At 62.5% G+C, this 14,594-nt stretch carries 15 protein-coding genes; 7 read left to right on the forward strand and 8 right to left on the reverse strand.

The window, feature by feature from the left end; all coding sequences use genetic code 11:
- The first annotated feature begins 102 nt into the window (after positions 1-102).
- Positions 103-1,176 (forward strand): extracellular solute-binding protein, encoded by a 1,074-nt coding sequence (locus EOC94_RS02330; RefSeq protein WP_095487118.1) that lies wholly within the window; start codon positions 103-105, stop codon positions 1,174-1,176.
- A complete protein-coding gene (locus EOC94_RS02335; RefSeq protein ID WP_127288448.1) occupies positions 1,173-2,483 on the forward strand; it encodes a flavin monoamine oxidase family protein in 1,311 nt (436 codons plus the stop codon). The genes EOC94_RS02330 and EOC94_RS02335 overlap by 4 nt, the downstream gene beginning before the upstream one ends.
- On the opposite strand, the gene EOC94_RS02340 is transcribed toward EOC94_RS02335, so the two are convergent.
- The 3 genes from EOC94_RS02340 to EOC94_RS02350 are packed head-to-tail and all read right to left on the reverse strand — an operon-like array spanning position 2,447 to position 5,328.
- The gene (locus tag EOC94_RS02340; RefSeq protein WP_126104645.1) at positions 2,447-3,520 is read right to left on the reverse strand and encodes an ABC transporter ATP-binding protein; all 1,074 of its coding nucleotides are present in this window, start codon (positions 3,518-3,520) and stop codon (positions 2,447-2,449) included. The two genes, EOC94_RS02335 and EOC94_RS02340, sit on opposite strands and share 37 nt — an antisense overlap.
- A 40-nt stretch (positions 3,521-3,560) precedes the next feature.
- Complete coding sequence (locus tag EOC94_RS02345) at positions 3,561-4,385, reverse strand: ABC transporter permease (RefSeq protein ID WP_095487113.1); 825 nt, start codon at positions 4,383-4,385, stop codon at positions 3,561-3,563.
- A gap of 25 nt (positions 4,386-4,410) precedes the next feature.
- Positions 4,411-5,328, reverse strand: a complete 918-nt coding sequence (locus EOC94_RS02350; protein ID WP_127288449.1) for an ABC transporter permease — start codon at positions 5,326-5,328, stop codon at positions 4,411-4,413.
- A 60-nt stretch (positions 5,329-5,388) separates the two neighbouring features.
- Between EOC94_RS02350 and EOC94_RS02355 the strand changes: the two genes are divergently transcribed.
- Positions 5,389-5,670, forward strand: coding sequence for a hypothetical protein (locus EOC94_RS02355; RefSeq protein WP_127288450.1), 282 nt, complete (start codon positions 5,389-5,391; stop codon positions 5,668-5,670).
- Positions 5,639-7,051 carry an aminotransferase gene (locus EOC94_RS02360; RefSeq protein WP_127288451.1) on the forward strand — a complete coding sequence of 471 codons (1,413 nt, stop codon included), beginning with the start codon at positions 5,639-5,641 and terminating at the stop codon, positions 7,049-7,051. The genes EOC94_RS02355 and EOC94_RS02360 overlap by 32 nt, the downstream gene beginning before the upstream one ends.
- 177 nt (positions 7,052-7,228) lie before the next feature.
- Here the strand turns inward: EOC94_RS02360 and EOC94_RS02365 are convergent, their stop codons facing one another.
- Complete coding sequence (locus tag EOC94_RS02365) at positions 7,229-8,431, reverse strand: aromatic ring-hydroxylating dioxygenase subunit alpha (RefSeq protein WP_127288452.1); 1,203 nt, start codon at positions 8,429-8,431, stop codon at positions 7,229-7,231.
- 432 nt (positions 8,432-8,863) lie between these two features.
- Here EOC94_RS02365 and EOC94_RS02370 point away from each other — a divergent pair, with 432 nt between their 5' ends.
- Positions 8,864-9,274, forward strand: a complete 411-nt coding sequence (locus EOC94_RS02370) for a hypothetical protein (protein ID WP_095487107.1) — start codon at positions 8,864-8,866, stop codon at positions 9,272-9,274.
- Between the two features lie 135 nt (positions 9,275-9,409).
- Here the strand turns inward: EOC94_RS02370 and EOC94_RS02375 are convergent, their stop codons facing one another.
- Both EOC94_RS02375 and EOC94_RS02380 read right to left on the reverse strand, forming a co-directional pair.
- A complete protein-coding gene (locus tag EOC94_RS02375; RefSeq protein ID WP_164897866.1) occupies positions 9,410-11,497 on the reverse strand; it encodes a PAS domain S-box protein in 2,088 nt (695 codons plus the stop codon).
- A gap of 73 nt (positions 11,498-11,570) precedes the next feature.
- Positions 11,571-12,350 (reverse strand): response regulator transcription factor, encoded by a 780-nt coding sequence (locus EOC94_RS02380; protein ID WP_185928140.1) that lies wholly within the window; start codon positions 12,348-12,350, stop codon positions 11,571-11,573.
- Between the two features lie 47 nt (positions 12,351-12,397).
- On the opposite strand from EOC94_RS02380, the gene EOC94_RS02385 reads away from it, so the two are divergent.
- Complete coding sequence (locus tag EOC94_RS02385) at positions 12,398-13,084, forward strand: response regulator transcription factor (RefSeq protein ID WP_095487104.1); 687 nt, start codon at positions 12,398-12,400, stop codon at positions 13,082-13,084.
- Positions 13,085-13,180: 96 nt separating this feature from the next.
- Here the strand turns inward: EOC94_RS02385 and EOC94_RS02390 are convergent, their stop codons facing one another.
- Together EOC94_RS02390 and EOC94_RS02395 are read right to left on the reverse strand one after the other, a co-directional pair.
- The gene (locus EOC94_RS02390; RefSeq protein ID WP_127206377.1) at positions 13,181-13,348 is read right to left on the reverse strand and encodes a hypothetical protein; all 168 of its coding nucleotides are present in this window, start codon (positions 13,346-13,348) and stop codon (positions 13,181-13,183) included.
- A 34-nt stretch (positions 13,349-13,382) separates the two neighbouring features.
- A complete protein-coding gene (locus tag EOC94_RS02395) occupies positions 13,383-13,715 on the reverse strand; it encodes a hypothetical protein (protein ID WP_127288453.1) in 333 nt (110 codons plus the stop codon).
- A gap of 371 nt (positions 13,716-14,086) precedes the next feature.
- Between EOC94_RS02395 and EOC94_RS02400 the strand changes: the two genes are divergently transcribed.
- The gene (locus EOC94_RS02400) at positions 14,087-14,560 is read left to right on the forward strand and encodes a L,D-transpeptidase (protein ID WP_095487655.1); all 474 of its coding nucleotides are present in this window, start codon (positions 14,087-14,089) and stop codon (positions 14,558-14,560) included.
- The last annotated feature ends 34 nt before the right edge of the window (positions 14,561-14,594 follow it).

Consider the following 14,594-nt stretch of genomic DNA (forward strand, 5'->3'; position numbering starts at 1 on the left):
TATCTCGCCTGCCCACCAAACCGGCGGGCAGGCGGGCTCGCCAAGGTCACTGAAATTCCGTAACGTCGCTGCGCCACTTCCAACGATGAGGAGTTTCGCGCCATGGGTTCCATGCTTCGCCGCCTTGCCGTTGCTGCCGCATGCACGATCGGCCCAGCTGCCCTCGCCGTTGCGGCGGACGGGGGCGACCTCGTCGTGTTCGACTGGTCGGGCTACGAGGATCCGCTGCTCCATCCGGCCTACGTCGTCAAATACGGCACTGAACCGACCTTCGCTTTCTTTGGTGACGAGGACGAGGCCTTCCAGAAGATGCGGGCCGGCTTCAGGGCCGACATTGCGCACCCCTGCTCGCAAAGCGTGGTGAAGTGGCGCGAGGCCGGCATGCTGCAGCCGCTCGACACCAGCCGCATCGCCGGCTGGAAAGACCTCAATCCCGGCATCATGGCGATGAAGGATCTCACTACTGCCGCCGACGGCAAGGCCTGGTTCATGCCTTTCGACTGGGGCAACACATCGCTGCTCTATCGCACCGACAACGTGACGGCGGAACAAGCGCAGTCGCTGCGGATCTTCTCTGATCCGAAATTCAAAGGGCGCGTCACCATAGGCGACAATGTCGACGACGCCTATGCACTGGCAAGCCTCGTCATCGGGTTGAAGGACTGGACCAAGATGACCGATGCGCAGTTCAAGGAGGCGTCCGATTTCCTGCGCCAGGTGCACAAGAACATCCGCTTCTACTGGACCGACGATACCGACATCAATCAGGCCTTCTCCGGCAACGAGGTCGATCTGGCCTGGGGCTGGAACGAGACGTTTGTGACGCTCAAGGGCCAGGGCGTGCCGATCGCCATGAACCGCAACACCAAGGAGGGCCTGTCGACCTGGGTGTGCGGTTATGTGCTGATGAAGGACGCGCCGGGCAATCTCGACCACGCCTATGATTTCCTGAACGCCGTCAATGCGCCTGATGTGTCAGGCTACATGGTCACGACATTCGGCTATGGTCATGGCAACGGCGCCGGCATGGAAGCGATCGAGCCCAAGCTGCTGGCCGAGCGGGGCTTCGACAATCTCGACAAATTCCTCGACAAGACCTTGTTCCAGCAGCCGGTGGCGCCGGAGCTCAAGCAGCGGATGATCGAGGAGTTCGAGAAGATCAAGGCCGGCTATTGAAGAGCGGGATCGAACGAACCGATGTCGCCATCGTCGGCGCCGGCTTCACCGGCCTGTCGGCGGCGCTGGAACTAAAGAAGGCCGGCGTCGATTTCCTGCTGCTCGAAGCGCGCGACCGTGTCGGCGGGCGGGTCGAGTCAATGGAGATCGGCCTCGGCGAGCGCGTTGACAGCGGTGGCCAATTCCTGTGCGAGGACATGCCGGAACTGATGGCGCTGGTCGAGGCCCGCGGCAAGACGCTGGTTGAGACCTATGTAAAGGGGGAATTCATCACGCAACCGCGGATGAGCGCTCAGCAAGCCGACCGAGCTTACCTGGGTTCGATGGCGATTCGCGACCGGATGAATGCGATCGCGCCGGACGAGCCTGATATTGCCGGATTGACCGTCGCGGTATGGCTCGACCGTCAGCCTGATCCCGACCAGGCCAAGGCGGCCTTCCGTTCGATGATCGAGGGCTTGTGGTGCCAGGCGCTCGAAAAGCTGCCGCTGTGGCACCTGATCGACAATGACCGTCGCATCACCAACGAGGTTTCGGAGCTGCAATATTTCGTGCGTGAAACCATGCAGTCGCTGGCGGACGATCTGGCCGGCGACCTCGGCGATCGCGTGCGGCTGAACACGCCGGTCGAAACCATCGAGCACGGGCCGGAAGGGGTTCGTCTCGTCTCGGCGATGGGTGTGGTCGAAGCGCGGTCGGCCCTGGTCGCGGTGCCGCCGATGACGGCCTCGAAGCTGGACTTTGCACCGCCGCTGCCGGCTGGCCTGAGAAGGGCGCTCGGTGTCTGGCAAAGCGGCGCGGTGATCAAAGTGCTGGTGCGCTATCCCAGCGCCTTCTGGCGTGCAAGAGGTCTGAGCGGCGTGGTGATGTGGCGCGACCTGCCAGGGCTGTTTGCCTGCGACGTGAGCAAGGACAACGACCACGCCGCGCTGGTCGTCTTCGTCGGCGGGCCGCTGGCCCTGCGCTGGCGTGAGCTCGGCGACACGGCATTGCGCGCCGAGGTGACGACGAGGCTGAAGGATGCGCTCGGCACGGAGGCCGCCGACATGCTCGATTTCAGCTATCGCGACTGGACGCATGATCGCTGGAGCGGCGGCGGCTACAGCGATCTTATCGTCGATGCGACGGCGACCGATGCCGAACGCATCATCCTTGCCGGCGCGCAGCCACTGCATTTCGCCGCGTCCGAACTGTCGCCGTCATTCCCGGGCTACATTGAGGGTGCTGTTATGGCTGGGCGCATCGCTGCACGAAAGATCATCTCGGGCCTTCAGTCTGCCATCGCCACCAGCGCCTCGGGATCGTAGGCGAGGCGGATGGAGGTGCCGACCGGTATGTCGTCGGCGCCGAAATCGTTGGTTTCGGTCACCGAAAGCGGCTTTTCCAATCCCGGTATCTCAACGATCAGATGCGTGATCTCGCCGAAGTAATGGCGCTCCACCACCTTGCCGGCCACCTCGAACTTCGCCGTGGCGTTGTCCCACAACACGCGCAGACGCTCCGGCCGGATCCCGAGCGTCGCAGCGCCGCCATTGCGGACGAAAGCCCTAGGCTTGTCGGTTTTGACGCGGCCGAAGCCCAGCGTGTCGAGGACCAGCGAAGCGCCGTTCTCCTCGACGATCTCGGCCTTGACGAAATTCATGCCGCCGAGGAAGTCGGCGACCTGACGGTTGACCGGCCGCTGGTAGATCTCCTTGGGCGAAGCGACCTGCGCGATCCTGCCGCCGAACATCACGGCGATGCGGTCCGACATCGCCAGCGCCTCATACTGGTCGTGCGTGACCAGGACGAAGGTGATGCCGACCGCCTGCTGCAGGCGGCGCAGCTCGACCTGCATCTGCTCACGCAGCTTCTTGTCCAGTGCCGACAGCGGCTCGTCGAGCAGCAGCACTTTGGGCCGCATCACCAGCGCGCGGGCCAGCGCCACGCGCTGGCGCTGGCCGCCGGACAGCTCGGTGGCGAGGCGCTTGCCGAGGCCGGTCAGCGACACCTGGTCCAGCGCCTCTTCGACGCGGCGCTTTTCTTCCGACCGTTCGAGCCTCAACCGCTTCAGCCCATAGGCGACGTTCTGCTCGACATTGAGATGCGGGAAAATCGCATAGCTCTGAAACACCATGTTGGTTGGCCGGCGATTGGCCGGGATGCCCTCCATCGACTGGCCGTCGACCGAGATCAAGCCGCTGGTCGGATTGTCGAAGCCGGCGATCATGCGCAACAACGTGGTCTTGCCGCAGCCTGACGGGCCGAGCAGCGAGAAGAATTCGCCCTCCTTGATGGTCAGCGAGGCGTCGTCCAGCGCCTTGAACGACCCATAGTTGCGGGTGACGTTGCGAATCTCGATCATTGGTCGTTCGGTTTGGTGGGATCGTTCGGCTTGAGGCGGCTTAGGCATGGAGGCCTCCCTCGTTCTGAGTGCGCCTTGCCGCGCGGCGACGCAGGATTTCAGCGATGGTCATCAGCAGGAACGAGGCAGCCAGCAAGAGCGTGCCCAGGGCCAGCACGCCGGGCAGCTTCGAGGCGAAGCGCAACTGGCCCCAGATATAGATCGGCAGCGTCGCCTCGGTGCCGGTCAGGAAGAAGGCGATGATGAACTCATCGAGCGAGATGGTGAAGCAGACGAGCAGGCTGGAAATGATGGCCGGCGCCACCATCGGCAGCGTCACCCGTCTAAAGGTGCCGAAGGCGCTCTCGCCGAGATCGGCGGAGGCTTCTTCCAGGCTGCGGTCGAAGCCCTCGAAGCCGGCGGTCAGCACGGTCATCGAATAGGGAATGCAGATCAGGACATGGCCGAGCACGATGGTGAACAGCGACAGGCTCAAACCCAGTTGCAGTATCACCAGGAGCATAGAGATGGCGACGATGATTTCGGGCAGCACCAGCGGCGCCATGATCAGGCCGTTGATGGCGCGGCGGCCGGGGTAGCGATAACGGGTGATCGAGCGGGCGGCGAGAATGCCGAGCACGGTGGAGAGGATGGAAGCCGATACGCCGACGACCAGGCTGTTCCAGGCAGCGTCAAGCAGCGCCGGCGTGCGTGGCAGGTCCTCATACCATTTGAGGGTGAAGCCGGAGAGCGGGAATTTCGGCGTCGCGGCGCTGTTGACCGAAAAGATCGGCAGGAAGATGACCGGCAGGTAGAGGAAAACGACATAGAGGAACGCATAGGTCGACAGCCAGCCGCTGGCCAGGAAGCGCCGCATCGCCGTCATCGCGCCAGCCTCATCGTGCCAGCCGTCATCGTGCTAGCCTCTGGGCAGCGCGGATGATCAGCACGGTGGCGCCGGCCATCAGCGTCACGATCAGCATCGTGGTGACCGAAAGCGCGGCGCCAAGCGGCCAGTTGGAGGCCTTGCCGAACTGCGCCTGGATGGCGTTGGCGATCATGACGCCGTCCTTGCCGCCGACAAGCTTCGGCGTGACATAGTCGCCGACGGTCGGGATCATGACGATCAGCGCCGCCGAGATGATGCCGGGCGTCGACAGCGGCAGCGTCACGCGCAGAAAGGAGCGAATGGGACCGTCGCCGAGATCCTTGGCCGCCTCGACCAGCGTGCGGTCGATTTTTTCCAGCGAGACGAAAATCGGCAGTATTGCGAAGGCCGCCCAGGCGTGGGTCAGCGTGATGATGACGGCGCTCGAATTGTAAAGCAGCGCGGTCGACGGCTCGTCGATGACGCCAAGACCCATCAGGCCGGAATTGAGCACGCCATTATAGCCGAGGATGACCTTCCACGACATCACGCGCAGCAGATAGCTGGTCCAGAACGGGATGGTTATGAGGAATAGCCACAGGCTTTTATGGCGGCCGCCGTGGAACGAAATGAAGTAGGCGATCGGATAGGCGAGGACAACCGTGAAGAAGCTCACCATCAGCGAGATGTAGAGCGAGCGCCAGAGCAGGTCGCGATAGATCGGCTCGGTCAGCGCAACGCGGTAGTTTTCCAGCGTGAAGGTGCGATCGATGGTCAGGTAGTTCTGCGTCCAGAACGAGTGCGCGACGACGACCAATATCGGCAGCACCAGAAGCACGAGCGCGTAGAGAAAGGTCGGGCTGATCAGGGCAAAGCCCTGGACGGGTTCGGACTGCAGAAGGGCGTTTCGCCTGGCCCGCGTGATGCCAAACGTGGGCGATCCTTCTGCAGCCGCCGTCATTGCAGGCCCTCGGGCAGGGCCCTGGGCGTGATCTCGGTTGCTGGCGCGGATTGTCCTGCCATGCGGCGTCCCATTGCTAGCGCACCGGCTGTTTGTTCCCAATTTTGTACCCAGGGCGCAATCGCGGATCGCGCTCCGAGCTTGCCGGCTTTCTTTCATCATGCGCGCATCCGTGGATTGAAATCAAGCGCTATTTCTGCAATATTGATTGAACGGACATTCAAAATTGTGCCAAGAAAGCCGGGTTTTCCGGTGCTTGGCGCCGAAATTCAGTCCGATGAAATTTGCGATGAAACGATGCGAGGCAACGATGGCGGCTGCAAGAGATTTGAGGGCGACTGAAACGGCTGGGTCTGGCAATGCCGTCGAGCTGGCCAAGCGCCACCTCGTCCAGCCCTGGCCGTTCGCCGGCTCGGTCGGCGCAGAGGCGCGCGCCCTGATCGGTGAGGGTGACGGCATCTACATCACCGACGGCACCGGCAAAAAGCTGATCGACGGGCCGGCCGGCATGTGGTGTGTCAATATCGGCCACCGCCGCGAGGAATTGGCGCGGGTGATGTACGATCAGGCGATGGCGCTGTCCTACAACACGCCGTGGTACACGATGAACGCGCCGTCAGCGGAACTCGCCATGCGCATCGCCGGTCATGCGCCGGGCGATCTCAACCATGTCTTCTTCACCACCGGCGGCTCTTCGGCCGTTGAGACGGCGCTGCGCTTCATGCAGTTCTACAACAATGTCCGCGGCCGCCCGGAAAAGAAGCTGATCCTGAGCCGGGGCGGCGCCTATCATGGCTCGACCTATCTGTCGGCCTCGCTCAACGGGCGCCCGCGCGATCGCGACTGGATGGACGGCGCCGACGATCTGGTCGTCAAGCTGTCGTCGCCCGATCCGTTCCGCCGTCCGCGCGGCATGAGTATTTCAGCCTTCACCGATGTCCTGGTCGACGAATTCCGCGATACTGTCGGCCGTGTTGGCGCCGACAGGATAGGCGCGTTCGTCGGCGAACCGGTGCAGGCGTCCGGCGGCGTCATCGTGCCGCCTGACGGGTATCTCAAGCGCATCCGCCAAATCTGCCGCGACAACGACATTCTCTATGTTTCCGACGAGGTGGTCACCGCCTTCGGCCGGCTTGGCCATGTCTTTGCTTCCGGCGATATGTTCGGCATCGATCCTGATATGATCACCTTTGCCAAGGGCGTCACGTCAGGCTATTTCCCGCTTGGCGGCGTCATCATCTCGGAACGGCTTCTCGAGCAGCTGCGCCGCTCAAACCATCCGGACGCCATGTTCGGCCATGGATTGACCTACACCAGCCATCCGGTCGGTTGCGCAGTGGCGCTGAAGAACCTCGATATCCTGGAAGAAAGCGTGCTGGCCCATACGCGCGAGGTCGCGCCCTACTTCCAGGCGCAACTGAAGACGCTGGAGGAGTTGCCGCTGGTCGGCGAGGTGCGCGGCCTGGGGCTGATGGCTTGCGTCGAATGCGTCGCCGATCGCGACAGCAAGGATCCGCTGCAGCTCGACAAGGATGTCGGCAAGCGCATCGATGCGCATTGCCATGAACTTGGGCTGCTGGTTCGGCCGCTGATCAACATGTGCGTGATGTCGCCGCCGCTGATCATTACGCGAGAGCAGATCGATGACATGGTGTCGATCCTGCGCGAAGGCATTTCGCGCACGATGGACGATTTGCGGAAGGAAGGGGTGTGGCAAGGGTGACAGCCGATCTCCCCCCTTGAGGGGGAGATGTCGCCGAAGGCGACAGAGGGGGTCGGTTCGACCGGACGCGACCTACTGCGGTAGATGGAGGTTGGCGCTCTATGTGGGGCGACCCCCTCTGGCCTGCCGGCCATCTCCCCCGCAAGGGGGGAGATCGGCAGCTTCTCCGTCTCGCCTTTACGACTTCGACCGCAGCGCTTCGTTGAGCGCCCACATATGCTTTTCCTCCGGCGCCGTTTCCAGCCCGAGCACGGGGATTTGCTTGCGCAGATGGTCGTGGTGGGTGCGCACGCCATATTCGAGGTCGGAGAGATAGAAGCCGCCGAAGGCTTCCGACAGCATGGATTCATTGGACCACACGGAAAGCTGCACGTCCTCGTTCATGGTGTCCCGATCGATGCGGTAGGCGAGATAGCGTGCCGCTGCCTGCTCCCTGGTCTCGTCGGGGTAGCGGTAGATGGCGCCGCGCAGCAGCGTCTCGCCGGTCGATAGCGGAAACTCCTGATAGAACTGCACGGATTCCGGCATGATCGACAGCGCGTTGTTAGGGAAGATGCCGTAATAGATCCAGGCCTTGCGCAGGTGTTCCGGCAGACGCGTCGCCTCGGGCGCGATCTTGATGTATTGCCCGACGCTCCAGCGCCGTCCGGCATGCGGATTGTAAGTGGCGAAGGAACGCGACACGCCGTTGATGAACGGCTCGTCGAAATAGGTCGCGCCGTAAAGGTCCTGCAATGCAGGATGCGCCATGGCAACGTGGTAGCCTTCATTGTCGACGTCGCGCACCGACTTCCAGTTGACCGGGCTCTTCTGGGTCCAGATGCCCCAGGACGGCACCATCTCGGCGACGCCATAGTGGGCGATCTCGGCCTCGATCGGCTTCAGGAGCTCGGCCACCGACGGCTGCGGGCCACCCTTGCGGAAGCGGATGAAGATGAGACCCATCCAGATCTCGAGGTCGAGCGGCATCAGGCCGAATTCAGTCTTGTCGAGATCGGGGAAAGAACGCGGACGGGCGGCGCCCCGCAGTGTGCCGTCGAGATTATAGACCCAGCCGTGGAAAGGGCAGACCAGAGCATTCTTGCAGGTGCCTTGGCTATCGGCGACGACGCGGCTGCCGCGATGGCGGCACATGTTGTTGAAGGCGCGGACGACGCCGTCCTTGCCGCGCACGATCAGCGCCCGCTCGCCGACCACGTCCATGGTCAGATAGTCGCCGGCGTTCGGCAGGTCGGAGATGTGGCCGGCGATCTGCCAATGGTTGCGGAAGACGTATTCCTTCTCGAGTTCGAGCAGGGCGTCGGAATGATAACTCCAACCCGGCAGGCCCCGCCGGTCCCAATTGTTGGGGATCGCCACGTCGCGGAGGTGCGGGTTCATAAAAGCTCTCATTTGTTGAATGATCATTCAATAAAAGCATATTTTTCATTGAATTGCAATGGCTTGTCTAAATTGGTCCAGTTCTTGCTGCGAAATCTTCCGACGTTGTTTGTCGGAAGCCAAACGCTCAAGGCTTGAGAAATCTCGAAAATTCCGGGTGTTAGCCAAGGTTCGCATAGACGTCTTATCTCGGCTTGAGCCATGAGAGCCGCGTGGAAAACATGGCTCCCGAAGATGGAAAAAAACCGCCCAGGGCTCGCCTGTTTTCAGGGCAATTCCGATGTCCGCCGATGCTCGAACCGGTTTTGTCCAAGATGCCGAAAAACCGGTTTCTTGCCCGTTACATTGCCGGATGCGCGTCATCGTTGGCTTGTTACAAAGCGCGAGTACGTTCGTTTCAACAGAAAAAGAAAATCAACGAAGGGAACGGCGATGTATACGAAAATCCAGACTGCCTACAATGACCGCCGTGTGCAGGCGCCGGAGCGCAACGACCGCCGGCCAAAGCTGGCACTGCGCCAACGCGCCAACGACCATCCGATGGCGCTGTTCGCGGTGCTGGCTGCCGCCGCATTCGTCGGCATGGCGTTCGCGCCGACTGTTGGTCCAGCCTTCGCCTCACTCAATCCACCGGCAAACATCGTCGACGGCGCGCCGACCACGACCAAGACCGCGCGCCTGCCGATGCCGGAGATCGATTTTGTCTGCAAAGGGCAGGCCTGGGGCGCCGAGAGTGCGGACTGCCTGCGCGTCATCGCCGAGCAGTCCGGCATCCACAAGGCTCGCACGGTCCGCGTGATCGCCAATGCCGCGCCAGCCACCGATACGCCGAACGTTTTTTGATGCCCCCCGAGCGACCCTCCAGCGCTCCAGGCAGGCTCCCACCGCATCGTCGGTCGGGAGTCTTTTTTCTCCGGGCGCTAGCTCTTTGTTGAGAATCGGATTTTTCCAAAAACCGGTTTCCACCGGTCCGAAGTTCTAGCTGCCCAAGGCGGCCTGCTCGGCAATGGCCGAGAGCACGCCGCGCACGTCCAGTGTGCTGAACGGCTTTTCCAGGATCTGCGGCCGCTGCGGCGCAGGCAACGCCTCGATTTCGGCTTTCGCACCGATCAGATCGCCGGTGACCAGCACGAAACGCCGCGCCAGATCAGGTTTTTCGGCGAGCAGTTCGCGATAGATGGCGATGCCGCTGATGCCGGGCATGCGCAGATCGGAAAAAACGATGTCCGGCGGCATATGGCCGTTCAAGGTCGCGGCGGCCGATGCCCAGGCCGGCACGATCCGCGACTTGATTCCCATCAACTCCAGAATGTCGGACAGCGACGCCGCGACATCCGGCTCGTCGTCGATGATCAGGGCATGACGCAATCCGCTCGAGCGCGCCGGGCTTTCGCCGGCGATGGCCGCGCCGGCGGAGATCGCCGGCAACTGGACGACGAAACGGGCGCCCCTCGGCAGAACTTCTTCGAACCAGACATTGCCATTGTGCCGTTCGATGATCGATTTCGAGATCGACAGGCCGATGCCGGTGCCGACGCCGACCGGCTTGGTGGTGAAGTAGGATTCGAAGATGCGGGAGCGTATCGCTTCCGGCACGCCCAGCCCGTTGTCCTCGACCGAAAATCCGGGATTGCCGCGGTCGCCGCGAAACGTACGGACCTTGATCAGCCGGTCGCCGGCGATGCCGGCCAAAGCATGCTGGCTGTTGATAAGGAAATTGGCCGCCACTTGCGTCACATGGTCGGCGTCGGCCATGGCCAGCAGCGGACCGCTGGCGAAATCGGTGTCGATGATGATGCCGCTCGACCTGGCGCCGTAGGCGGTCACTTCGAGTGCCGCGCGGACCACCTGGTTGAGGTCGGTCTCGGCCTGCGACGCGGGATGCAGGCGGACCATCGAGAGAAAGCTCTTGACGATACGGCCGCAGCGCTCGGCGGCGGCGCGCACCTTCTCGGCGCGCACCTTGGTCTGCGGGTCAGATGCGAATTCATGCAACAGCGTCGATTGGGCGACGACCACGGCAAGCGGGTTGTTGAGCTCGTGTGACACGCCGGCTAGCAGCGAGCCCATCGCCGCCATCTTCTCGTTCTGGTGCAGCTTTTCACGCTGGCGGCCGATCTCCTCCTCGGCACGCAATTTGTCGCGCAGGTCGCGGATCGAGCCGAAGATCAGGCGGCGATCGGCGACCCGCATCTCGGTCGCTGTCAGTTCGATCGGAAAGACCTCGCCGGCCGCATTCTGGGTGACGGTCTCGATCCGCTGGCCGACCATCGGCGCGCCGCGGCCCGACATGTATTCGGCGCCCGACACATAGCCCTTGCGATAATATTCCGGAACGACGGTGTCGAGCAGGTCCTTGCCGAGGATGCCGCTGCGCTGGTAGCCGAACATCTTTTCGGCGGCCGGATTGAATTCGATGATAGAACCGGTCTCGTCGATGACGATGATGGCGTCGAGAGAAGCCTGCAGCATCGTGCGGCGGATCACTTCGCTGGCATGGGCATCGGAAAGCGATCGTTCGATGGCGTCGCCGATGGCCAGTGCCACGATGTGCAGCGTCGCCTCTTCCTCGTCGGTCCATTCACGCTCGTTCACGCAGGCGTTGACCGCCAGCGTGCCCCACAAATGGCCATGCGCAAAGACCGACACCGACAGGAATGACTTGATGTGCTGCTTTTCGAAGTCGGTCCTCAGAAAGCCTTCGAGGTCGCGCGTGTGTCCGGCGAAGATCTTGCCTTGCCGCTCGTCCTCCGCCAACCGTTCCAGCAGCGGGTCCGAATTGACGACCGACTGCATGATGATCGTCGGCGACGCCAGCTCGCCGCCAAATCGGGGATCGATCCAGTAGGCCGCAACCGACTGGGCAAACCCCTGGCCGGGCAGCTCGCGCAACCGGAACAGGATGCCGCGCTGGCAATCCATGGCCCCGCAGAGCGTTTCAAGAATGCTGTCCATCTCGCGCTGCCAGTCGCCAGCTTCGCGAAGCCGGCGAACGACATGGACAGCGGCCATCGCCGCGCCCTGCCTGACGCCGTGCATATCGCTGGGTGCTGCTTCAACCGTCATGGTCAGCCATCATTTCAGAATCGTACCAAGCCAGAGTGACGCCGGGCTAGATGATACCAGGCGGTCGCTCCGCTCAGTTGCTTTCGCCGGTCGGCAGCGAGAAGATATAGCCTTCGCCGCGCACCGTGCGCAGGAATTTCGGATTGGCCGGGTCCGCCTCGATCTTCTTTCTCAGCCGCATGATGCGGATGTCGACCGCGCGCGACGATTCAGGATCTTCCACGAAGCCGATCGCCTCGGAGATCGCCGCACGCGTCAACAATCGGTTGGCGCGTGTCAGGAAGACCTCCAGAACGTCGAACTCGCTCTTGGCCATGTCGATGACCGTCCCATTGGTGCCGGTGACAAACCTGCCGTCGAGATCGGCATGGAAGGGGCCAAAGCTCATGTAACGGCGATTGGCTGTTGCTTCGGCCTTGGCGCTCTGCGGCTCGGTCGGCTGCGGAACGCGGCGCAGCACGCTGCGGACCCTCGCCAGCACCTCGCGCAATTCATAAGGCTTGACGATGTAGTCGTCGGCCCCAAGTTCCAGCCCGACGATGCGGTCGAGCGCGGTGCCGGCGGCGGTGGCATAGATGATGCCGATCGGCATTTTCGAGCGCAGCCAGCGGCCGAGCGACAGGCCGTCTTCGCCTGGCATGGCGATGTCGAGGATGGCCAGGTGAAACGACTGCGTTTCCAGCAAGGTTCGCGCGGCGCTGGCACTCTCGGCCGTGGCGACATCATAGCCACTGGCGCCGAGATACTCGGCGACCGCGTCCCTCAGATCGGGCTCGTCCTCGACGATGACAATTCGTGCCCGCACTATGCTCTCGCTCCCGCTTTCAGTGGAAAGTAGATTGGGTATAAACATCATGTCCAGCGCTCATCTTGGGTTGCCGGTTGCAGGGTGGGAAAAAAATGGCTGCACGATCCATTATCGCGCTTGTTTCCGTCGCCGAAGTGGTCGCGACCAATCTCGCTGACCATCTTGAACGGCGCGGTCATGACGTGCGGGCGGTGCGGCAGCCGTGGGAGGCCGAATCCCTGCTTTCCGGAAAGGGCATCGATGTCGTCGTCGTCGGCGACAGCCTCAGCCAGGCGGAAGGGCGTGATCTGCTCAGGCGCCATGGCGGCGAGGGCGGGCCGGATTTCATCCTGATCTGCCGGCCGGCCGATCTCGTCGACAAGGTGCTGGCGCTCGAACTCGGTGCCGCCGATGTCGTCGAAAGCCCGCTCAACGTCAGGGAACTCGCCGCCCGTATCGGCGGCTTGCTGGCACGGCGCGGCAGGAACGCCGGGGAATTGGTCGTGCTGGAGAACGCGACGGTCGACCTCCGGTCGGCCATGGTCATGCATCGCTCCGGCACTGAAGAACAATTGTCGCCGGGTCAGGTGGCGCTGCTCAGACTGTTTCTGGCCAGCCCGCGCAAGGTCTTGACGCGCGACGACATCATTGCCGCCGCGCCCGCCGAAAATGCCGATGCCTTCGATCGCTCGATCGATTCGCGTATCGTGCGGCTGCGCCGCAAACTCGACACCGAAACCATCACCACCATAAGGGGGGCGGGCTACCGGTTCGATCCGCCGACCCAGTTCGCCGACTGACGGCAGGCCCATTTCGCAAGGAACGCCGTAGCACTTCAATTTTGCGCACGATTCCCAGCGAAAATCGTCTCCGATTTCGGGGTCATGCGCTTGCACTCAGCGCACCACGAGGAGCGACGGCCCTGACGGCATCTCGTAGGCCGTGCCGAGTTCACTGGCATGGGCCCGATCTTTCAGGAGCACGGTGGCGAGGCCGGCAAAGCCGAGCAGGCCCTGCGCGTAGAGCAGCGCGGAAAGCACCGAAGCAGCAAATTTCGTATTCATCGTTTTTGTTCCCCAATTCGGTTTCAGGTTTGCTTCAGGGAAACCCCGAAGCGCCCGCGCCGCCAGCGGAGCCCCCCGTCGCGGCGCGGGCCTTCGGTCCTCTCGGCTGCAAGTTGCCGGAGGGGCCGCGCATCTTCTTCAGCCCAAAACCGACCCGCCAGAGGGCCTTGAGCCGGTTGATGCGCAGGCTGGACACAATCCAGACCGTGGCGAAAAACAGTGCGGCATGCAGGGTCGAAACTTCGCTTGAAGTCATCCCCGCAAGCTTCGTCGTCGGGCCGCCGGCGAAGGTGCCGACGCCGCCAAGGATCGCTGCGGCTATGCTTATCCTGAAAAGCCAGGGCATCGCGTTCGATTGCAGGTTCATCTTCGTTTGTGCCGGCTGTTCTCGTTGGGTCAACTCTGCGGGTGGCCTGTATCCAGATCATGCCGCTAGTGCGCGCGCTTTGTTGCAAATTGGTTTCGAGGCAAGTCAAATTTCTTTCATATGAGGGAAGATCGCGCTTTCGTTTAGCGAATGATGACTGCACCTTCCGCTGGTCCGGGCCCGGCCAGCCGAGGGCGTTATGTCCTTGGTTCCGCCTTCGGAGGTTCCCTCGGAGAGGCTTCCGGCCGTTAACCAGAGGAAACAGATTCGAAACAGAAATGCCTGCCACACGAAATCAATTCGAAACATCGCACGACGATAAGCCGGTCATCGAATTGGAGCCGGCCATGTCCGGCAGACAGGGGGATCTCATGTACACTGCCATTTCTGCCAAGCTCATCAACGTCGCTGCCGCCGCCCTGACGGGTGCAGCTCTTCTGTTCGGCGCCGGTAATGGCGTCGCCCATGCCGCCAATCGGGCCGCCAATCAGATCGTGGCGCGGATTTCGATTTCGCAACAGACGATGGAAGTCCTGGTCGACGGGCGGCCGACCTTCGCGTGGAAGGTCTCGACCGGCGCCAAGGGGCATGTCACCCCGACCGGCTCGTTCAAGCCGACCCGCATGCACCAAATGTGGTATTCGAGGAAATACGACAACGCGCCGATGCCGCATTCGGTCTTCTTCAAGGGTGGCTACGCCGTCCATGCGACTAATTTCGTCAAGCGCCTGGGACAGCCGGCCTCGCATGGCTGCGTGCGGCTGCATCCGGCCAACGCCGCCGATTTCTACCAGCTTGTCGAGATTTTTGGCCCGGCCAATACCCGGATCGTTATCGTCAAATAGCTAGCCGAGACGATCGGCCTGACGAGTATGACTG

This window comes from Mesorhizobium sp. M6A.T.Ce.TU.016.01.1.1 (genome assembly GCF_003997065.1).
GTDB lineage: Bacteria > Pseudomonadota > Alphaproteobacteria > Rhizobiales > Rhizobiaceae > Mesorhizobium > Mesorhizobium mediterraneum.